At 41.0% G+C, this 20,507-nt stretch carries 25 protein-coding genes; 13 read left to right on the top strand and 12 right to left on the bottom strand.

The window, feature by feature from the left end:
- Positions 1–27 precede the first annotated feature (27 nt).
- A complete protein-coding gene (locus tag BUB77_RS17810) occupies positions 28–267 on the top strand; it encodes an aldo/keto reductase (RefSeq protein WP_073278195.1) in 240 nt (79 codons plus the stop codon).
- A 235-nt stretch (positions 268–502) separates the two neighbouring features.
- Complete coding sequence (gpmA, locus tag BUB77_RS17805; RefSeq protein WP_073278194.1) at positions 503–1,252, top strand: 2,3-diphosphoglycerate-dependent phosphoglycerate mutase; 750 nt, start codon at positions 503–505, stop codon at positions 1,250–1,252.
- An 83-nt stretch (positions 1,253–1,335) separates the two neighbouring features.
- Here gpmA and BUB77_RS17800 read toward each other — a convergent pair whose 3' ends face one another.
- Entirely contained in the window at positions 1,336–3,654 is a 2,319-nt protein-coding gene (locus tag BUB77_RS17800; protein WP_073278193.1) for a helix-turn-helix transcriptional regulator, read from the bottom strand.
- A 249-nt stretch (positions 3,655–3,903) separates the two neighbouring features.
- Here BUB77_RS17800 and BUB77_RS17795 point away from each other — a divergent pair, with 249 nt between their 5' ends.
- The 4 genes from BUB77_RS17795 (at position 3,904) to BUB77_RS17780 (ending at position 8,605) form a co-directional block, all read left to right on the top strand.
- A complete protein-coding gene (locus tag BUB77_RS17795; RefSeq protein ID WP_330392615.1) occupies positions 3,904–4,866 on the top strand; it encodes an ABC transporter permease in 963 nt (320 codons plus the stop codon).
- A gap of 158 nt (positions 4,867–5,024) precedes the next feature.
- Positions 5,025–5,915: a carbohydrate ABC transporter permease gene (locus BUB77_RS17790; protein ID WP_084124409.1), complete on the top strand. Its 891-nt coding sequence runs from the start codon at positions 5,025–5,027 to the stop codon at positions 5,913–5,915.
- Between the two features lie 79 nt (positions 5,916–5,994).
- The gene (locus tag BUB77_RS17785; protein ID WP_073278191.1) at positions 5,995–7,623 is read left to right on the top strand and encodes a type 2 periplasmic-binding domain-containing protein; all 1,629 of its coding nucleotides are present in this window, start codon (positions 5,995–5,997) and stop codon (positions 7,621–7,623) included.
- A 682-nt stretch (positions 7,624–8,305) separates the two neighbouring features.
- Positions 8,306–8,605: a hypothetical protein gene (locus BUB77_RS17780; RefSeq protein WP_073278190.1), complete on the top strand. Its 300-nt coding sequence runs from the start codon at positions 8,306–8,308 to the stop codon at positions 8,603–8,605.
- A 67-nt stretch (positions 8,606–8,672) separates the two neighbouring features.
- On the opposite strand, the gene BUB77_RS17775 is transcribed toward BUB77_RS17780, so the two are convergent.
- Both BUB77_RS17775 and BUB77_RS17770 read right to left on the bottom strand, forming a co-directional pair.
- Entirely contained in the window at positions 8,673–9,098 is a 426-nt protein-coding gene (locus tag BUB77_RS17775) for a VOC family protein (RefSeq protein WP_073278189.1), read from the bottom strand.
- Between the two features lie 138 nt (positions 9,099–9,236).
- Positions 9,237–9,761 (bottom strand): hypothetical protein, encoded by a 525-nt coding sequence (locus BUB77_RS17770; protein ID WP_073278188.1) that lies wholly within the window; start codon positions 9,759–9,761, stop codon positions 9,237–9,239.
- 351 nt (positions 9,762–10,112) lie between these two features.
- On the opposite strand from BUB77_RS17770, the gene BUB77_RS17765 reads away from it, so the two are divergent.
- From BUB77_RS17765 to BUB77_RS17740, 6 genes are all read left to right on the top strand, one after another.
- Positions 10,113–10,640: a DUF2318 domain-containing protein gene (locus BUB77_RS17765; RefSeq protein ID WP_073278187.1), complete on the top strand. Its 528-nt coding sequence runs from the start codon at positions 10,113–10,115 to the stop codon at positions 10,638–10,640.
- A gap of 198 nt (positions 10,641–10,838) precedes the next feature.
- Entirely contained in the window at positions 10,839–11,702 is an 864-nt protein-coding gene (locus tag BUB77_RS30850) for a DUF2087 domain-containing protein (protein WP_330392613.1), read from the top strand.
- 101 nt (positions 11,703–11,803) lie between these two features.
- Positions 11,804–12,388 (top strand): helix-turn-helix domain-containing protein, encoded by a 585-nt coding sequence (locus BUB77_RS17750; RefSeq protein ID WP_073278186.1) that lies wholly within the window; start codon positions 11,804–11,806, stop codon positions 12,386–12,388.
- A 132-nt stretch (positions 12,389–12,520) separates the two neighbouring features.
- On the top strand, positions 12,521–12,646 hold the full coding sequence (locus tag BUB77_RS30700) for a hypothetical protein (protein WP_278277734.1): 126 nt from the start codon (positions 12,521–12,523) through the stop codon (positions 12,644–12,646).
- 1 nt (position 12,647) lies between these two features.
- A complete protein-coding gene (locus tag BUB77_RS17745; RefSeq protein WP_073278185.1) occupies positions 12,648–13,091 on the top strand; it encodes a GNAT family N-acetyltransferase in 444 nt (147 codons plus the stop codon).
- Positions 13,092–13,185: 94 nt separating this feature from the next.
- The gene (locus BUB77_RS17740; RefSeq protein WP_073278184.1) at positions 13,186–13,929 is read left to right on the top strand and encodes a LysM peptidoglycan-binding domain-containing protein; all 744 of its coding nucleotides are present in this window, start codon (positions 13,186–13,188) and stop codon (positions 13,927–13,929) included.
- 134 nt (positions 13,930–14,063) lie between these two features.
- On the opposite strand, the gene BUB77_RS17735 is transcribed toward BUB77_RS17740, so the two are convergent.
- Positions 14,064–14,924 (bottom strand): LysR family transcriptional regulator, encoded by an 861-nt coding sequence (locus BUB77_RS17735; RefSeq protein ID WP_073278183.1) that lies wholly within the window; start codon positions 14,922–14,924, stop codon positions 14,064–14,066.
- Between the two features lie 57 nt (positions 14,925–14,981).
- Positions 14,982–15,524, bottom strand: a complete 543-nt coding sequence (locus tag BUB77_RS17730) for a nitroreductase family protein (protein WP_073278182.1) — start codon at positions 15,522–15,524, stop codon at positions 14,982–14,984.
- A 122-nt stretch (positions 15,525–15,646) separates the two neighbouring features.
- Between BUB77_RS17730 and BUB77_RS17725 the strand changes: the two genes are divergently transcribed.
- Entirely contained in the window at positions 15,647–16,003 is a 357-nt protein-coding gene (locus tag BUB77_RS17725; protein ID WP_073278181.1) for a winged helix-turn-helix transcriptional regulator, read from the top strand.
- Between the two features lie 24 nt (positions 16,004–16,027).
- On the opposite strand, the gene BUB77_RS17720 is transcribed toward BUB77_RS17725, so the two are convergent.
- From BUB77_RS17720 to BUB77_RS17695, 7 genes are all read right to left on the bottom strand, one after another.
- A complete protein-coding gene (locus BUB77_RS17720) occupies positions 16,028–16,438 on the bottom strand; it encodes an arsenate reductase ArsC (RefSeq protein ID WP_073278180.1) in 411 nt (136 codons plus the stop codon).
- Entirely contained in the window at positions 16,428–17,231 is an 804-nt protein-coding gene (arsB, locus tag BUB77_RS17715) for an ACR3 family arsenite efflux transporter (RefSeq protein WP_330392612.1), read from the bottom strand. Before arsB ends, BUB77_RS17720 begins: the two co-directional genes overlap by 11 nt.
- Positions 17,231–17,527 carry an arsenic resistance protein gene (locus BUB77_RS31120; protein ID WP_330392611.1) on the bottom strand — a complete coding sequence of 99 codons (297 nt, stop codon included), beginning with the start codon at positions 17,525–17,527 and terminating at the stop codon, positions 17,231–17,233. The genes arsB and BUB77_RS31120 overlap by 1 nt, the downstream gene beginning before the upstream one ends.
- A 48-nt stretch (positions 17,528–17,575) precedes the next feature.
- The gene (gene hgcB, locus BUB77_RS17710; protein ID WP_408606410.1) at positions 17,576–17,869 is read right to left on the bottom strand and encodes a mercury methylation ferredoxin HgcB; all 294 of its coding nucleotides are present in this window, start codon (positions 17,867–17,869) and stop codon (positions 17,576–17,578) included.
- Positions 17,870–17,877: 8 nt separating this feature from the next.
- A complete protein-coding gene (gene hgcA, locus BUB77_RS17705; protein ID WP_084124408.1) occupies positions 17,878–18,984 on the bottom strand; it encodes a mercury methylation corrinoid protein HgcA in 1,107 nt (368 codons plus the stop codon).
- Between the two features lie 87 nt (positions 18,985–19,071).
- Positions 19,072–19,383 (bottom strand): ArsR/SmtB family transcription factor, encoded by a 312-nt coding sequence (locus tag BUB77_RS17700; RefSeq protein ID WP_073278282.1) that lies wholly within the window; start codon positions 19,381–19,383, stop codon positions 19,072–19,074.
- Between the two features lie 200 nt (positions 19,384–19,583).
- Positions 19,584–20,219 carry a K(+)-transporting ATPase subunit C gene (locus tag BUB77_RS17695; protein WP_073278281.1) on the bottom strand — a complete coding sequence of 212 codons (636 nt, stop codon included), beginning with the start codon at positions 20,217–20,219 and terminating at the stop codon, positions 19,584–19,586.
- Between the last annotated feature and the right edge of the window lie 288 nt (positions 20,220–20,507).

Genomic DNA, 20,507 nt, shown 5'->3' with positions numbered 1-20,507 from the left:
TGAAGAAGCAGTAGGCAAGGCGGTCAGGTGCAGCGGTATCCCCATGAAGAATTGTTTATAACCACTAAAGTATGGCCAAATCACTTTGGGTTCGAAAAAACCAGAACCGCTGTTGAAACATCCCTTGAAAAACTTGGTCTCGGCTACATCGACCTATATTTGCTCCATGTAATGCTTGGTGTTATTCGTAGAAAAGAGCAGCTTGAGAAAGCCTCTGAAAGTCTTTATAAAGAACTGCTTTATGAGTTGAACCGCAGCATAGGATAATTCACATTAATGGGGAAAAAGTATCAGTAACACACAAAGGAGCGATTCGTTTATTGACAGAAAGGGAATGGAAGCATATTATTAAGGAAAGAATGAAATACAAATTCAGATTGCTGTAAATACTGTTACAAAGGCAGGGTTTACAGTGTTAGCCAGAGAATAAGATAAAATAAGATTTAAAACTACAGAGCAGCGAATTTCCATCAATATTTGGATATTCCGGAAAGAGGTCAATATGAAGCTTATAATTGTAAGACATGGTGAAAGTGAATGGAACAGACTTAATTTATTTACAGGCTGGACAGATGTTGATCTGTCTGACCAGGGAAAACAGGAAGCCCAAAGTGCAGGCCAGCTTTTGAAGAAAGAGGGCTATGATTTTGATGTATGCTATACCTCGTACCTGAAACGGGCTATACATACATTAAATCTTATATTAGGCGAGCTGGACAGGGAATGGCTGCCGGTCAAGAAATCCTGGCTGCTTAACGAACGCCACTACGGCGCACTGCAGGGATTGAATAAAACGGAAACTGCCGAAAAGTTTGGAGAAGAGCAGGTGAAAATCTGGAGGCGCTCATACGATATCACGCCGCCTGTATTGGAAGAAAAGGATGCCAGAAATCCAAGAAATCAGGAGCAGTACAGGGAGCTTGATAAGTCAGTAGTTCCCCTGACAGAAAGCTTAAAAGATACGGTGGCAAGAGTGATACCTTTTTTTGAGCAGACGATTAAGGAGGACATGAAGCAGGGCAAGAGAGTAATCATTGCGGCCCATGGAAATTCTATCAGAGCTTTGGTGAAGTATTTTGACGGATTAACGGAAGAGGAAATCATATCTGTCAATATTCCGACAGGTATTCCCCTGGTTTATGAATTTGACAATGACTTTCATGTAACCGGGAAGTATTATTTAGGGGACAAGGATGCGGTTGAAGCAAAGATAAAAAATGTTGCCAATCAGGCAAGTAAGGATAAAAAATAGAGTATTGCGTTATTTATAGAACGTGTGAAAAGCTGATTCACACGTTCTATTTTTTTCTAAGTCAATAGTGGGGCGATCAAGGTTCATTGATGCTTTGCCAGGGTTCTGTATTCACTGGGAGTCATTGCCTCCGTTTGCTTAAAAATACGTATAAAGGAATTACGGTTATTAAACCCTACGGACAAAGCAATATCATCAATTTTATAGTCCGATTCAGCAAGCAATGTTTTTGATTTGGTTATTCGCAAGGCTGTTATATATTGTTTAAAGGGAATGCCCAATGCCTGCTTCAGTAAACGGGACATATATTTGGGTGAGGTATGGAACATATTTGCCAGGGATTCCAGATAGATATCCTCACTGAAATGCTCATCAACATATTTTTTGATATCCTCCCTATCAAAGGAAGAGCCTTGGGCGCAGGCTTGGCCTTCACAAAGTTTCCCGTAAAACAGCTGTATGAAATCGGAACGTTCCAGGTTGGAATAGCCATGGATAAAGGTGGAGATATTTACGTATTTTTCACCTAGTAAATCCTGCCCGGTTTCATTCGTCCGCCTGAGTATGCTGTCACCTATTTCATACAGATGCACATAAAGGTCCTTTGTGGCTTCTTCCGTTAAATGCATCTGCTGATTCAACTGTACGATTTCTTTTGCAAGGGTAAGCACGGATTCTTTATTACCCTGAAGCAGCAGGGCGGTAAGATGGTTATCATCGGTTGGGTCCATTAAATAATTCTTCTTACGGATAGGAGCTTCCTCATAAAAGCTGATATTATCCTCTCTGAAAGCGGACAGCTGTGAGAAGGCAGCATTGGCCTGTTTCCAGGAAAGATGCAGGTTACGGAGGGATTCGCAGGTCTTTCCCATGGCAATATAGAGCCGGATATAGTCTTTGTCAAAGGAGAAAAGCTGCTGCAAGGACATAAAATCAGCATACAAAAGCTCTTTTTCATCCTCATAGGGCGAGTTGGAAATAATGCAGAAATTATCCTCCTCTAAGCGAAATACATACTTAACGCAGGAATTATCCTGTGTAAGGACCAGAACATCAGTCAGTTGCTGCTTAATCTGGGCCTGTTCTGCCTTTGTGAAATGCTCGTAAAATTCTGCTGAGAATTTCGGGTACAGAATGGAGCAGGTGAAATTATCGTATGGAAAGCTGAAGCTGTAATCCTTCAATATGGGTTCCAGGGCTTTGTTGTTATACTCCTCCTGGTAAAGGATGTTTAAGATATAGCGGGAATACAGGGCGGGCAGCGCATTTGTAATATTTGCCTTTAGGCTGCTGTTTGAATGGAGCAGCTCTTTGATATTCCTGTCAAGGTACAAAAGCTCATCATCCTTATAAATATCCTTTCTGGCAGTATCTTTTGGGGAAAAGGTATTTATGATATTCTGTATGGGAGTATACAGCTTAAAGGACAGCAGGTAGCTTAGCAAAGAGCTTAATACACTGCAAATGACCAGTATCAGGAGGGAAAGCAGCCAGGAGTTCATAGTCTGGGAGCGGATATCCTTGTAAGGAACCAGTGATACGAATAAAAGCGGGTCCGTGTAGTTGGATTTGGAAGCAGAGACGATGCAGTAGTATTTCTCTTTGTTTATAGTAATGGTCTTCATTCCAGTTTCGTGGGCAAAATCCTTCGATAGCTCCGTAAGGACGGCATCCTCCAGGGAGGTCTTGCTGGAGGCAATCACCTGATTGGTCCCTGAGCTGTAAATAAACAGATTGGAGCCTCCGGTGCTCTTATAATTGTTCAGCTTGGAAGAAAAATAAGGCTTGCTTACATAATAAATGAGGGGCGAGCTTAAGGTATACTGCCCTGCCTGGTATTGCAGCAGCGGAATTGTGGTCTGCCGGTATTTGGTATCGAGCTTTTGTATCTGAAAGATACTGCCTCTTTTTTCATAGGTTTTAAGATAGTCCTTCCGGTTCACAACGGTGCCGTAATAGCTGTTATCATAATAAGAACTTAGCTCTGCCGTACCGGCTGAGGATATGTAGCGCCCATTCACATTGTTGACATAACCTATCTGCAGAATATAAGGCTTTGTTGCCGCAAATGCAATTAAAGTTTCTATGGAATCCAGAAACAGATAATTGTGGGCGGGAGTGATTTCAGCCTGGCCATAATACATTTCCTTAAAAGCCCGGTCGTTAATTAAGAGAAGGCTGGTCTGACTGAGACTGTAAAATTCCTGCTCATAGTTATAGGCGAAATTGGAGTGGCCGAGCTTGCATTGGGCCAATAACTGGCTGCTGACTCTGTTCAACAGGTAGAAATTCAAAATAGAATAAAGAATAAGTGTGGCAAGTACCGGTACGAGAATGTAAACGGTAATTCTTCTTTTATAGCTTCTGATAAAAACCCTTCTTTTTTTTATAGTAAATTCCATAAGTATCGTATCCTCCTATAATAAACCCCTATCCATTCTACCTAAAGTAAACTTCATATGCAAGAGCACGCAAGGCGATTTCACCAACCAGGCGAATAACGATACCTGGTAGAATTTTATAACATGGCTATGGGTAGAGTTCTGTTGCATGGGTGTAATTATCAATCTTGAAATGGGTTTCAAAATTTGCTATAACACTTCCAGAAGTTAAAACCGTTTTCTTGACGGAAAGATAAAGGAGGAAGGATTTTGGCAGCAGAAACAAATAAAGCCTACAGAATCACAAAGGAAGAAAAAAGCAGACAAAGGATTGCCATGTGGAAAAGGGTGAAGCAGGATAGGGTATTATATCTGATACTTCTGGTTCCGATTATTTACCTGATTATTTTTAAATATGTTCCAATGGCCGGGAATGTACTGGCTTTTCGTAAATTTAAAATCGGCGGTTCCATGTTCGGTGTGGAATGGCAGGGATTAAAATATTTTAAGCTTTTTATAACGGATTCAACTTTTTGGGATGTATTTAGCAATACCCTTCTATTAAGTGTGTTGAATCTGGTGTTCGGATTTCCCATACCAATCATTCTTGCTCTGCTTTTGAATGAGCTGAAAAATAAGACAGGAAAACGTGTTGTTCAGACCATTACATATCTTCCCAAGTTCCTGTCCACGGTAGTTGTGGTAAGTATGCTTCAGACATTGCTTTCACCTTCTACCGGTGCGATCAATGTATTCTTAAATAAACTTGGATTAGAGAGCATTTATTTCCTTAACATATCCGCCTGGTTCAGGCCTGTGTACATAATATCGGATATCTGGCAGTTCATGGGATGGAATTCCATTCTTTATCTGACGGCATTGACCAATGTGGACCCCCAGCTCTATGAGGCTGCGGCCATTGATGGTGCAGGCAGATGGAAACAAACCCTTCATGTAACAATACCAGGTATACTTCCTACTATTGTAATTACACTTATTCTGTCAACGGGCAGCGTATTAAGTGTAGGCTTTGAAAAAGTATTGCTCTTATATACCTCCAATACAATGGATGTGGCAGATGTCATATCTACCTATACTTACCGTATGGGTATTGTTAACAGCCAGTACAGCTATACAACCGCAGTGGGACTGTTTCAGGGAGTTATTAACCTGATTATAATATCCTTTGTTAACCATATCTCAAGAAAAACCACTGAAACCAGCTTGTGGTAGAAAAGGACAGAAAGTTTGTACAGCTGGAAATAGCAGTGGAATTTTCAAACTCCTATTTGAGAGGTATTGCAGGCAGAAGTACGGTAAACATAGGGATTAGAGGGGAATTCAGAAAGTAAATGCATGGGCAATAGAAGATGAAAAGGATGGTATGAAGTATGAAGAAAAATAAAGTGAAACAGAGCAGGGGATACTGTGTATTCCAGGTATTTAATGTGATTATCCTGGTATTGATTTGCTGGGCCTGTCTCTATCCCTTCCTCAATACATTTGCTACTTCCTTAAGCAGCAATTCGGCGGTGCTTAGAGGGGAAGTGGGAATCCTGCCGAAGGGCTGGGATATGGAAGCCTATAAACGAATTGTGAAAGACATGGATTTTTATATTGGCTATAAGAACACTATTATTTATACGCTGGTCGGGACACTTCTTTCTTTAATAATGACGGTTGCAGCGGCCTATCCCCTTGCCAGAAGAGGACTGGTAGGAAAGAAATATATCATGTTTCTGTTTGTCTTTACTATGTATTTTGGCGGTGGTATGATACCTTCTTTCTTATTAATTAAGAACCTGCACCTGATGAATACGATATGGGCGATAGTTTTGCCGGGAAGCTTAAGTGTATATAATATGCTGATTATGAGAACATTTTTTTACGGGATACCGGAAAGTCTTACGGAAGCTGCTAAGATTGACGGGATAGGGGATTTTGGCCTGCTGATGAAAATAATTATGCCTTTATCCAAGCCCATTTTAGCGACAATGACACTATTCTACGCGGTAGGATACTGGAATGACTGGTTCAGTGCTTTGATTTACATGAGTGACAGTACAAAGCATCCTGTGACACTCTATTTAAGAAGCATAGTCATGGGGCTGACCAAACAGGCCATGTCCGGTAACATAAGCGGTACCGATGCGGCGGACGTAGCCGGTAAAACAGTTCAGGGAGCAACGGTTATGCTGGTGACGATTCCTATACTCTGTATTTATCCCTTCGTACAGAAATATTTTGTAACCGGAGTTATGCTTGGCTCCGTTAAGGAATAAGTACTGTGAAATTTTGATAGTTAATAGGCTTTTTAGTAAGCCATTGATTATAAATGATTATTTTAAAGGAGAGAAAGGTATGAAAAAAAGAATTTTTGCAAAGTCCATGGCACTCATTATGGCAGTTACCATGGTATTTACAGCCTGCGGAAGCAAAAGCAGCAACAGCAACCCAGCTTCCGGTGATGGAGCCTCCGCAACAGAGACACCTGCCGGGACGGCTGATGCTTCTAAAGGAAGCAATCCGGTATCGGATAAACCGGTAACCTTTACTATGATGTATTCCGGTGAATATGATGCAAATTATAAAGCTCTTACCAAAATGAAGGAGCTTACCAATGTGTCACTTGATGTAACCGCCATACCCGACAGTGATTATGATACAAGGAATCAGCTTGTTATCAATACGGGGGAGGATATGCCGGATATCATATCAAAGACGAACCCCACGGCTGCACAGGCTTTAAGCGGTGTTCTTCTTCCTGTCAGTGATTACTATGATCAGATGCCCAATTTTATGGCATTTATTAAAAAGAACAATTTGCAGTATATAATTGATGATGCCACCCAGTCGGACGGCAAGGTCTATGAGCTTCCGGTTAACACGAAGGAAGTAAAGACTGCTTCCAAGCAGATTATGGTTCGTATGGATGTATTCAAGAAGAACAATATTCCGGTACCGACCACCTATGATGAGCTTTATACCGCTGCCAAGAAGCTGAAGGAAATTTATCCGGATTCCCAGCCGATTCAGGTTATTTATGGAAACGGTAATCTTCTTGATATGATAGCTCCTTCCTTCGGTACATCTGCAGGCTGGGGTAAAGGAATTGATAATTTCCATTATGCAGCTGACTCCGATAACTGGATTTTTGCACCTGCCAGCAACGAATATAAGGTAATGCTGCAGTATCTGAACAAGCTGTACTCAGAAGGGTTATTTAATCAGGAGTATACGACCTTCAGCGGTGATATGTATAAACAGAATGCAACTACGGATAAAGCATTTATCTTAATGGCTGATTGGCTTGGTTGTGAAGTTCCCTTTAATGATGCATTAAAAGAAGCAGGAGAAGCAGATGCAGACTGGGAACCCATCTATCCCCTGACCGGACCTGCGGGAACTTTTGTAAGCCGTGTAAGCAACTCAACCCAGACCATGGTAATATCCGCATCGGCTGCCAAGAAGGACTATTTCCCTCAGTTAATTAAATGGCTTGACTGGATGTACTCAGATGCAGGTGCTGCTTTATTTTCCTGGGGTGTTGAAGGTGAGACCTATACGGTGGATGCAGAGGGTAAGAAGGTAATTAACCCTGATCTTAAATGCCCGGCAAATCCCAGCGGAACTCTGGATGCCCAGAAAGAATACGGAACCAGCAATAACTGCTTTACTTTTGTATATCCTTATGACCAGGAGCTTGCCACTATGGCTGACAGTTATAAAGAATTGATTCAAAAGGAAACGGAAGGTAATGCAATTCCCAATATCGAGCCTGCTATTGCATTGACGGAAGATGATATTGAAATACAGTCACTGTATTCAACTAACTTGAATGATTATGTGGACCAAATGATATCCAAGTTCATTATGGGCGGAGAGTCTTTTGATAACTGGGATAAATTCGTAGCTGAATGCAATAGTAAAGGGGCGGATAAATTGCTGGACCTTTACAATAAGGCATGGGATAAGAAGCAAAGTAAGTAAATGTATAGCATGGCAAAAGGCCGGATTTTCACAAGGGGACGGCAGTTTGTACAAAATAGAAAGCTTGAATGCTTCGATTCCAATGTATAAGAAGTCCTAATTCTCTGAAGCTTTTGTGCTGGATATATCATCAAACAGATAACTCGTGGGCTCAGACAACCTGTTTGATGATATAGCACAAAAGCTTCAGAGAAAAGGACTTCTAATACATTTCCATAGGCGCATTCAAGCTTTCTATTTTGTGCAAACTGCCTGTACTATGTTGAAACGGAGCATTTGTTGGGTGAATAATAATGAATTGTGTATTTATTTCTTTTATGATGGTTCTTTGATGCTTGCAATTTGAACCTTTCAATATTTAGTTGTAGGTGAATTAGCTTTGTTAAGTCTTGAGCGGTATCTTTTTATTTCCAAAGGAAATATGGAAGGTTATCATTTAAGGGAAAGGGTTTAAAGAAGAGAGCTTTCACACTGCGTTTTTATAGCAGTACGAAGACAGGTCTGCGGTTTGACCTGGTAACCATAGATATGCTGGGAACAGAGTCGCATATAGGAAGTGGATATTTGCAACGGGAGTGTAAGTAAAAAATAGTGAGAAAGGGAACAATTTTTGAAATCTTCATTTAATCTTCATATTGATACTTTATGATACAGATATATTCAAATCACAGGAGGTTATTAAATGAATATTTTTAAAGATAGAAAAGAACACAGCAGTGAAGAACACAGCCCAATGAAGCATATGCTTCATATGATACTATGCTGTGGTTTGCCGGTCATTATTATATTATCCTTACCTTTTATTGCAAGGATCAGTCCGCCTGTTGCGGGTATTCTGGGAGTTATTGCTCCTTTTATTTGCCCGGTAATGATGGGAACTATGATATTTATGATGTTCCGAAGGGGGAAGCACAGCTGCTGTGAAGAGACAGATACAGATTCAAGCCGGACATTACCGCAAAATGATAAGCCTGTTAACTGACAGAAAAACTTCCGCCTTCTTTTGAGGCGGAAGTTTTAGACTATTGACAAAGTGACTTTGTGATTTTCTATAACAATCCAAAATGCTCACTCTCGATAATTGATTTCATTTGACATAAGCAAAAAGGGTGTCCGGCGGGGTCAATCATAACCCTCCAATCATTAGAAAATTGCTCAGCTGCGATTGTTGCTCCGCAATGGATTGCATGTTGAACTGCTTTTTCTAAATCATTAACGGCGAAGTCTAGATGTGCCATTTGCTGTTGAGCTTCAGGCTTTTCGGGCCATACGGGTGGTTTATACTCAGGATTTTGTTGAAACATTACACCAGGATATGTTCCCTGATTGGTTCCCGGAGCGTATACACATGCCCATTCTTCATCGATAGACATTATTTCCCACTTGAGCAGCGCCGCATAAAATTTTGCTAATTCATGCGGGTCTTTGCAATCCACTGTAAATGAGTACATTTTGATTTTTAATTCATCGTCCATAACGCTAATACCTCCTAATATAAATAATCTATATTACAACTTCAAATATGCCTATGTGGTAAGCTTTTCTTCATAAACATAATGGGAAGTTATATTCTCTTACAAATTGGAATTGTTTCTCTTCGCTTTAGGCTCATTTTACGCATATTTACCACCGAAAATTGTTCCGTCAGGAGCGTTTTCATATGCCGTGATATTTAATTCGGCGTTTGTCACATAAGCTTGGTTACGATAATTATTATAGCAATGTCCAAGTGCTAGTCCGAAATCATCAACACGTTTCTGAACATCCGGTTCACTCCGTACAGCAGCAGCTGTCATAAAAAATAATCTATCAAAAGATAACACCTTATATTTTTCATATTCAACCGCTCCTTTGGAATAAAAATCATAATCCAAACGGGATATACTTCGAAGCAGCTCAAATTGATTAAATTTAATACCCAAATCCCCCCAGATATCTATTTTATAATCAGAATATTGACTTGCTAGAATCTGATAATCTTCATTTGATATTATAAGGTCAATATCATCACCGCACTTTCTCAATCCATAATATTCCATCGCAAGGCCGCCCACGATGATGGGTTTTGATGAAAAGGTTATGCCTATGGATGAGATATCAAGGGCATTATCAATAACGGATTTATTTCCAAGTATCATAAAAATTCCTTTCTGTATATTGCATAAATAATCTGTACTGCTAATTCTGATTTATTAAATAATACCATAAAAAAGTGTAAAAATATAGCAGTGATTATTTAGGCACATGTTTATCTGCTGCTCTAAAATAATCAACTTTGTCTTCCGTCTGAAACTTCTGACTTCTTTTGAGACGCAAATTTTTTATGTATAATCCATCCATCTCCATACAATCTACATATCCGGTTGTTATGATAAGCAGGAATTAAGAAAAGGAGGGTATGAGGTTATCAGTAATGTAAAAGCGGGGTATAAAAAGAACAATATTATTGAAAAAATATGAAAAAGATGTCTCTGAAAGGAAAATCATTGATGACTAATAAATCAGGTAAAAAAACAAATCTTTCAAAATCAGTAATAATAGCAGTTGCTGCAGTTGTTATTATAGTGGTTGCAGTTGGCGCCAAAATAATCGGTAAAACCAATGATAGCGGCTCGGATAAGGACCAACTGCGTGCTGAAAAAGTGATAGACGGGGATATTCATATTCCTGTCGGAGATATTACGGAAACTGCAAAATTTTTTCCGGCTGAGATTAACGGTACTAAGCTTGAGGTATTGGCAGTTAAAGCTCCGGACGGCTCTATAAGGACAGCATTTAATACCTGCCAGGTCTGCTATTCATCGGGAAAGGGATATTATGTACAGGAGGGTGATGTGTTAGTATGCCAGAACTGTGGAAACCGATTCTCAATGGACCAGGTTGAAATCGTCAAAGGCGGCTGTAATCCCGTTCCTATTACAGACGAGTATAAAACTGTAAATGATAATGATAAATCCATCACCATAAAGAAGGATTATTTGTCGGAAGCAACTGTAATTTTTCAAAACTGGAAGTAAATAAGACAGGTATCCTATAAAAAGCAGCTGTATTCTTTATAACGGAAGAATACGGCTGTTTTTTTGCTGCATTTTTGCTTTCTGCATAAAATGAAACGGGTCATGACCCTAAAATTTCCAAACATTGGAGGCGACTCTACGGAGCGTTTATTGAACTGTAACTAGAACTTTGCTAGAATCATTTTTGGAGGGTAACCAATGAAAACGAATAAAGTAGGCAGTCTTATCCGTGAAAAACGTCTGGCTAAAGGTATGACACAAAAAGAGCTTGCAGATAAAATGAACCTTAGTGACAAAGCAATATCGAAATGGGAATGCGGGCTGGGAAATCCGGATGTATCGTTACTTTTAGAACTTTCAAGTATACTGGAGATAGATTCCAAAGACCTGCTGGCCGGATATGAAAAACGGCAGGCAAAAAATGAAAAGGATGGTGAGATAATGCAAAAAGAATCACAGAAAGAATTGAAGGAGAAATATAAAAACAGAGTGCGTATCGGAGGTGTTTATTGTATAAAATGCAAGGATACAAATGATTTATGGATTAGAGGTACGAAGGATATTCATAGTTCTAAGAACCGATTCGCTTTTTCCGTCTCCATGAATTCCTGTCCCGAATTGTGTATGGCTGACCAATGGAAGCTGTCAGGACCAGGTGCTTTTACGTTTGAAATATTGGAGGAAATTGAAAAAGAGGACACTCAGACAGAGGGTGAATTTGAGGAGGATATTAACAGCCTGGTAGAATATTGGAATGAAAAGATTAAAATTCCTGAAAAGCAGGAAGACTTAGAGCAAAAGCCTGATATTAAAAGATTTCTTGATAGCTCCGGAAAAATCACACAGTTACCCCAAAAGCAAAGCTACAGAGTGGCAGCACTTCTATATTTATCTGAGAAATTTGAGAATAACAGAGACTATACCGAAAAAGAAGTTAATGAAATCTGTGAGGAATGGCATACCTTTGGAGATTATTTTTTACTCAGGCGGGAACTTGTAGACAATGGATTGCTGTTCCGTGAGTCCAATGGCTCACGCTATTGGAGGCCAGCTAAAGAATAGGGCAGGGAATACTCCATGGTATTTTAGCGGCGTTCATTTATTTCATGGAATTGACTCTGCGGAGCGTATTTTGTTACAATAAAAACATGGAGGTAGAAAGAATGCAAAATATGAAAGTTGGAAATATTATTCGAACCTTACGCATAGAACGTAATATGACACAAAAAGAGCTTGCTGACAAAATGAATATTAGTGATAAGACTGTTTCCAAATGGGAACGGGGGTTAGGCTGCCCTGATATTTCTTTGATATCCGAGCTTTCAGACCTCCTGGGAGTAGATACGCAAAGCCTGCTGGTCGGTGATATAACTCCCAATGATTTTGTTGGTGGCAATATGAAAAATACAAAATATTACGTCTGCCCCACATGCCATAACATTTCCCTATGCACAGGTGAAGCAGAGGTTTCCTGCTGCGGGAAGAAATTGACTGTACAGCAAATGAAAAAAGCCGGTGATACCGAAAAGCTGTCGGTGGAAGTACTTGAAGATGAATGGTTTATTACAAGCGAACACCCCATGACGAAGGAGCACTATATTTCTTTTGTGGCAATTGCATCAGGTGAAAGCATTCAGATAATAAAACAATATCCTGAGTGGAATTTGGAATTACGAATACCCAAAAGAGGATACGGAATGTTAATTTGGTACTGTATAAAGCATGGTCTGTTCTATCAGCTGTTATAAAGAGCTGCTCCAAAGGCAGCAGCCATTAGATTTTGAAAAGCCTTAATTCCACTCATTAATTGATTTTATTCATTTCCAGGTATATACTGGTATTTGGAATATGATAATCCGGTGAGGTGCATAATAGCATATATGGATGAGCTTATATTGATTAAACCCAATAAAGAATGGGAAGCCCTAATAGAAGAATATAAAAGAGAGCATTTCGAAAATAGTCCAAACAAAAAACTGATAATAACTAATGGGGCGGAGGGATAACATGGAAATTAAAACAATTAAAGAGAATAAAAAAAGATTCCTGGATTTACTGCTTTTGGCGGATGAACAGGAAAGCATGATTGATAAATATTTAGACAGAGGAGAAATGTTTGCTCTTTATGATAGTGATTTAAAAAGTATTTGCGTTGTCACTCAGGAAAGGGAGGATATTTTTGAGCTAAAAAATCTGGCAACCGATGAAAAATATCAGGGGCAGGGTTATGGAAGCAGACTGGTGAAATACCTGTTTGAGTATTATAAGGACAAAGGTAAAACAATGCTTGTAGGCACTGGAGAAAGCCCATTAACACTACCTTTTTATGAGCATTGCGGCTTTAAGCAATCTCACAGGGTTAAAAATTTCTTTGTTGACAACTATGACCACCCAATTTATGAAAATGGGATTCAACTGATTGATATGATCTACTTAAAAAAGGATTTATAAAGATTTATCATGATTAATTTTACGGTGTGACAAGATACCTTTTACTGTCTAAATCATAGTATATATTAATTAGTGAAATTTATAAGGCAGAGCTATGTATTCAAGTCAGGAAGGAACACAACCATATATCATTCAGGACGGAGATTCATTATGGAGGATTGCGCACCGCAATCATACGACCATACAGTCAATTATGGCAGTAAATTCAGGTATCGACGTGAACAACATGTATATCGGGCAAAGCATCAGTATTCCCTTAGGTGATTGCTCTTACCGGGCACCTGCACAGGAAATGTGCATCAGCCTGACAGAACAGGCATTAAGCAATCATATACGTATGCTGTGGGAGCAGCACGTTTACTGGACGAGAATGGTCATTCTGGGCATAGCCTTCGATTTACCGGATTTGGATCTTGTGACGGACCGCCTCCTTCGTAATCCCAAGGACTTTGAGGAGGCATTGAGGCCTTTTTATGGAGATGTTATTGCCGGGAGATTTGCAGATTTGTTCACAAGTCATCTTACAATTGCCTCAGAGCTTGTAAAAGCGGCTAAGGCCGGCGACAGTGGAGCTGCTGATGATGCCGAAAAGCGCTGGTATGACAATGCGGATCAGATTGCGAATTTTCTTGGCAGCATCAATCCATACTGGTCGGAGCAGGAATGGCAGAAAATGCTGTATGACCACCTGGCAATGACGAAAACGGAGGCTGTTGATATTCTGACTGGTAATTACGCTGACAGCATTGATATTTTTGATAATATAGAGCAGCAGGCATTGGAAATGGCGGATTTGATGACACAGGGAATTGTGAGGCAGTTTTCTCAATATTTTTAGCAGAGGGCATAAGTAAATAGCCGGCAAGGTATCTTTATAACAGATGTCTTGCCTTTTTCCTGTATCCGGTTTTATTTTTGTCATGCCAGACTTTATCAGTCATTCCAGTTTTGTTTTTACCATGCCAGACCTTATCAGTCATTTAGGAAGAAGGGCAGATAAGCGGATATGTTCTCTTTTTTCATTGCGACGGATATTTCCCTGTATATTGGGGTGTGGCTTATTTCCTTTATGGCAATCGAAGGGGATTGTATGCTGGCTGCAACAATGGAGGGTAAAATTGTAACCCCATCACCACGGCTGACATAGCTGACAAGGGATTCGGTTAAATCAAGCTCCAGAACGATATTTGGAACGATTTTCATGCGGTTGCACAGCTTGCGTATAGAAGCTCTTATGGTACAGGGATCCTTATAAAGTATCAGCTTTTCATTCATTACGATTTCCAGAAAGCTGATTTCCTTCTGATTTTGTAAAGGATGTTCCACCGGGTAAACAACAAAGAGGGGTTCCGTTTTTAACGGAATAACGGCAATGTTTTTCTGCTGTTCCGCATTGGAAAGCAGAGCCAGGTCAAATACATCCTTTTCGATACCTTCCACGAGTTCTTCATTGGATAGGCGTGTATCAATTGTCACCTGATATTTGCCGGCTGCATTCAGCTTATCCAGATAGGGGGGAAGAAAATAGGAGACAAGGTTGGCAAGTCCTCCTATACGTAACTGGCTTACCTTATCAAAGTTGGACACAGTATCAACAACGGTATTAAAATTATCCATAACACCGCTTATATGTTCAAAAAAATACTTTCCCTGAGGAGTAAGGGCCACACCACTGTGAGTCCGTTTAAGCAGTTCACATCCCAGGTTTTCCTCCAGCTTTCGAAGCTGCTTTGTCAGAGAGGGCTGTGATACATATAGCTGCTCGGCTGCTTTGTTCAGGCTGCCGCAGCGGACGATTTCTAAAAAATAATGAATTTGTTCAAAGCTGATCATATTACCCCCCCTTTGTAAAACGGATATTATTTAACTCTCATTATAGCGTGTAGACTTTTATTGCGCAAGGATTTGATTATCAAATGAATTATAGAAAACGGTATGTTCAATGGGAAATTTTTCGCCATGCATTTTACCGGGTGCTGCGTCCTGAGCCGGGTAGCCCATTGGCATTAAACCAAGGATTTCGTAAGAAGCGGGAATGTGGAAATACTCCCGCAGTAATTCCGGATTAAACAGGCCTACCCAGACAGTTCCAAGCCCCAAATTATGTGCCTCCAGCATTATGTGTGTCAGCACGATACTGGCATCCACCTGGCCGTAAGGGCGTTTATCTCCGTAATGATTGTTGTTCTCCACGGCCTTGTCATAGCATAGCAAAAGCAGCAAAGGCGCATTGAAATGGCAGGGGGTGCATCGTTTCATTTTTTCGAAAGCTTCCTTACTTTGAATCACTACAATCCGCTGGGGCTGCCGGTTACCCGCTGTAGGGGCGATTCTTCCGGCTTCCAGTATTTTGTCCAATTTGTCTTTCTCTACCGGTTTGTCACTGAATTTTCGAACAGAATACCTTGTATTAATTAATTCCTCATAATCCATATTTCTTTCTCCAATCTGGGTGTTGACTTTTTTACTCTCTTTTATAATAATTATTATAAGCAATTGGAAAGAAAGAGAACAGTACGCACATTTTTGTTCCTTAAAGGAAAGGGTAAGCGCATATGAAAAAGAAAGCAGAGGATGAAAAGCCATATTACATCGAAAAATGCCCGGTAATCCGGGCACTGGATATCTTAGGAGGAAAATGGCGGCTGGCGATTATATGGGAACTATCCCATTACGAGAGCATACGCTACAATGAACTAAAGCGCCATCTGTGCGGAATTACAAATATTATGCTGACACGGTCACTTCAGGCTTTGGAGCAGCATGGTCTGGTGGAAAGAAAAGAATTCTGCCAAATACCTCCCCATGTGGAATATTCCATTACGGAAAGCTGTAAGGCTCTTCTTCCGGCCCTTGAAATAATCAACGAATGGGGAAAAACCAGAGCTGAGTTAATTAAAAATCAACTGTAAGAGCAGCAGATACACTTAGTCTGTTTACAGAATTCCATCGACAATTCTGCTGCTTAAAATTTGGATGTTGCTGTGAATTGTTTTGATTACTTTTATAAATTCCTCATCAGGTTTTCCGGTGGGATCCTCCAGCCCCCAATCCTCCCGATACCGGCATGGAAGAAATGGGCATTGTACGTTACAGCCCATTGTTATAACAATATCCACAGGAGGTATATCCTCTAACAGCTTGGAGGATTGTGTCTGCTCCATGTCAATACCGTAGAGCTGCTTCATAATACGGACAGCATCCTGATTTATTTGGGGTTTGGTTTCCGTTCCCGCGGAGTAGCTTTCAAAGACACCGGCTGCAAAGTGCCTGCCTAATGCTTCCGCAATCTGGCTGCGGCAGGAATTATGGACACAGATAAAGGCAACCTTCGGCTTAGTGCTCATTTTTAAACCCCTCCTTTTTCAGCGGTGTGCCATCCACATCGAAGTACTTGTTTTTCAAATACAGGGACAGCCGGACCAGCAGAATCATTACCGGAACCTCAATCAGAGGGCCGATGACGGCTGCAAATGCCTGACCGGAGCCGATACCAAAAACAGCCACGGATACTGCGATAGCAAGCTCGAAGTTATTACTGGCTGCCGTAAAGGAAAGTGTTGCAGTCTGCTCGTAATGGAATCCACTTTTACAGGATATAAAGAAGCTGATGGTAAACATCAGTAAAAAATAGATCAGCAGCGGAACTGCAATCCGTATAACATCCAGCGGTAATTGTACAATCAGATGCCCCTTTATTATAAACATGATGATTATTGTATAGAGCAGGGCAATCAGGGCAAGGGGCGAAATCTTCGGAAGAAAGGATTGGTTAAGCCAATCTTTGCCCTTAAGGCGGATAACTGAAAAACGTGTGACAATTCCGGCTGCAAAAGGAATTCCCAGGTAAATTAATACACTTTGGGCAATTTCCAGGATAGAGACATGAACTGTTCCGCCGCCCAGGGACAGGTGCAGGGCCTTCGGAATTACCGTAAGAAACAGCCAGATGTAAACAGAATAGAGCAATATCTGGAAGAATGCATTGAGAGCGACCAATGCTGCGCAATACTCATTGTCTCCCCTGGCAAGTGTATTCCAGATAATTACCATGGCGATGCACCGGGCTAAGCCGATAACGATAATCCCTGCTGCATATTCCGGCTTATCCGGCAGGAATATGACGGCAAGCAGAAACATTAGAACAGGTCCGATGATCCAGTTTTGGAAGAGTGAAAACCCGAAAACCCGAAAACCCGCTTGTTTTCAGTTACCTTTCCGATTTCCTCATATTTTACCTTGATAAGAGGCGGGTACATCATCAGAATCAACCCCACTGCAATGGGCCATGAGATGGTACCTGTACTAAGATTATTTATTGCATTTGCGGCAGAGGGAAAAAAGTTGCCAATTGCAACGCCAGCTGCCATAGCGAGAAAAATCCATAGAGTCAGAAAACGGTCTAAAAAAGATAATTTGCCTCCTGCTTTTTCCAATGCGTCAACCTCCTGTTATATTTTTTATTGTTTTTATTTTTCTTTCTTTTAACAGCTTTCACCGCCGGAACAGTCACAGGACGGTTCGGAGCCGGTTAGAAATCCTTTTATGATAGCTGAAGCACATCCGACTCCCGGAGAGACCGTTATTGCTGAAAATGCACAGTTTTTCAGACAAGCGCCGCATTCCATACAATTATCCAAATTAACAACCTGTGCTTTTCCTTTGGTCAGTTCGAATACGCCGTGGGGACAGACATTCAGACACATTCCACAGCCCACACACTTTTCCCGATTGAGTTTCAGAGTTGCTACATTTTGTAAATATTTAAGTTTCACCATACATCACCTCATAGGATAGTTTTTAAAACATTACTAAGGATAAACAGTATCATACCGCAAATAAAAGTAAGAAACATAATCGGTATGGCAATACGCATTTCTTTATTGACCCCCGAAGGAGAGGTATATGTGGAACTGCCCGTAAAATTCATGGCCGTATAAGCCGATACAGATGGTAACACCAGCAGATAAGACAGAGTTTTGAGAATCCCTGTCTGTGAAGCTCCGCCTGTAAGGAGTATAAGTACTACAGTCCAAATAAGTCCCATGAGAGCACCTTTGAAAGCAAAAGCGCGCCCCGGTATCCATGGGAGAAAAGCCGGAGTCAGAATGCAGCCTGCAATGACAGAACCAAGAACAGCGAAAAGCTCGGTTATTCCAAAATGACCCAGACCGGATATGTTCAGGATAAAGAATATTCCGTAAAAAACCAGTAATGGCTTCATCCATTGAATAAAATCAACAGGGGTAAGGACAATTCTGTCTGTAAATGTAAATTGCACTTCCCGCATTTCCTGTGTTGCTTTCATTCCGGCATTGAGAAATTCTTTGATATCTTCAGCCCTTACCGGACCGTAGATAACCTGAAATCCGCTTTTTTTCGCAACCTCATGTGCGGCAATGCCTGTTGCTCCCAGTTGTGGAAGTATTAGTGTTCTGTGTCTGACAATCTCGGACAGCCGTACCGCACTGATACGCCGTACAAGCTCGTCGGTACCAAAGGTACCTTTACCGGCTGCACACCAGACATTCACACCCTTAGTATCGAGAACCAGAATCCAAAGATGCAGGCTGGTAAGTTCCTTCCGCAGACAATCAAAGGTAAGCTTATAATTTGCGGTAACAAGTACAGGTGAATTATCATCAGGCTTACCAACGCTGTATAGACCGGGGGATATCTTATAATTCATGCGTCCGATTCCCCAGCGCACCTTCCATGTACCTATAATATCCCTTGCAGAAAGTTTTGTTGCGACTTGAGGTATTGCCCCGGCTGTTGTTGTATGAAGCCCTGTTATATAAGGGGCCTTGGGAACAGGCGGACTCTGGGTATTACCGCAGCAGCCGGAGGAACAGGCACATCGGCTGTTTGTCTGATATTCATTTTGCTCCATAGTATTGCCTCCTGGTAATTTAGTTTAAACATATCAAAAAAAATTGATATGTTGTGGAGAAGAAAAGCCATCTAACGGATGGCCATCTTAAATACAGCATTGGTCTGGCTGCTGTTCTACAGAGGGAGTGGTGATTTTCACTAAAAGTTCTTCAGCGTGTCTGCTGCCGGATTCACTCAAACGATAGTAGGTCCATTTGCCTTCCTGCCTGCTTTCCACAATGCCGGATTCACATAAAATCTTCATGTGATAAGACAGAGAAGATTGGCCTATGTCCATCTGCTCTATCAGGACGCAGGCGCATTTTTCACCGCTGCGTAACAGCTCCAGAATTGCAAGACGCTTTTCATCACAAAATGCCTTAAATACCCGGGCATTTTTTGTATTCTCAGTTTCTATGTCCTTCACCTCACATCAAAAAAATTCGATATGATCAGTATATATGAAAAATCTGATTATGTCAATCTGAAATTGGAGGATACTTGGAAGATTAAAAGAAATAGAGAGGGTAAAAAAAGACATCGAAGGTCAGAAATCATTTACCTCCAATGTCCTTTGGTATAATTGTATATAGAAGGTGCTATTCCAGCACCGGATTGCTAATCGGAGATATTCACCAGCTTCAGGTCCTTTGCAATTTGCAGGTTCACTTTCAACACATTGACGGTTTTATCACCGAAGATTCCAAGAAGCTTTCCCTGTGTGTTCTCCTTCACAATTTCCTTTAGCCTATCCTCCGGCAGGCCGGTGGCTTTGGCCAGCTCAGGAAGCTGGATGGCAGCAGATTTGGGGCTGATATGGGGGTCAAGACCGGAGCCGGAGGCTGTTAATAAATCCGTGGGAATATCCGCCTTCTTCACGGAAGGATTTGCCGTCAGGAATTCCGTGATATCTGCCTCAACACGTTTTACAAGCTCCGGATTGGTGGGAGCGTAGTTTTTTGAACCGGAGCTGACGCCGGTGTAATCACCCTTTTCTTTTTCTTCTTCGGTATAGGTATTGTAGTTTACTGCGGATGGACGGCATTTCATAAAGAGTGCATCCGTAAAATCCTGTCCTACCAGTGCAGAACCGACCGTCTTACCGTCATAAGTGACCATACTGCCATTGGCCTGTTTTGGGAAAATAACCTGGCTGATACCTGTAAGCAGCAAAGGATAAGCCAGGCCGCATAGCAGGAGCAAAGCCAAGGTTACCAGCAAAGGCTTTTTCATTCCCTTTAAAATTTTACTCATTATAATCTCCATTCCGCGCGCCTTCAGGCGCGGCACAAATAGTAATGAAAGATTTTCAAAACCTCCACACCATGAGATAATAGCTTCAAGAAGCTACACTACAAAGCACGGGAGGAGGAGTTGTAAATTCTTTCTCGTTTTAGACAGCATTATAATCAGTGTAAGTCCTGCCTTTTCAAGCACAAATAAGTGGTACTACGAGTCCGTACACTAAGAATTGTTTTAACGCCTTGGTTAAATTGTGTGGCAGTTCAGTCAATGGCTTCTTATCTTACTCAAGAAAGGAGT

Origin of the sequence: Anaerocolumna jejuensis DSM 15929 (genome assembly GCF_900142215.1) — a bacterium.
Classification (GTDB): domain Bacteria; phylum Bacillota; class Clostridia; order Lachnospirales; family Lachnospiraceae; genus Anaerocolumna; species Anaerocolumna jejuensis.
This window is presented reverse-complemented; position numbering and strand designations above follow the sequence as displayed.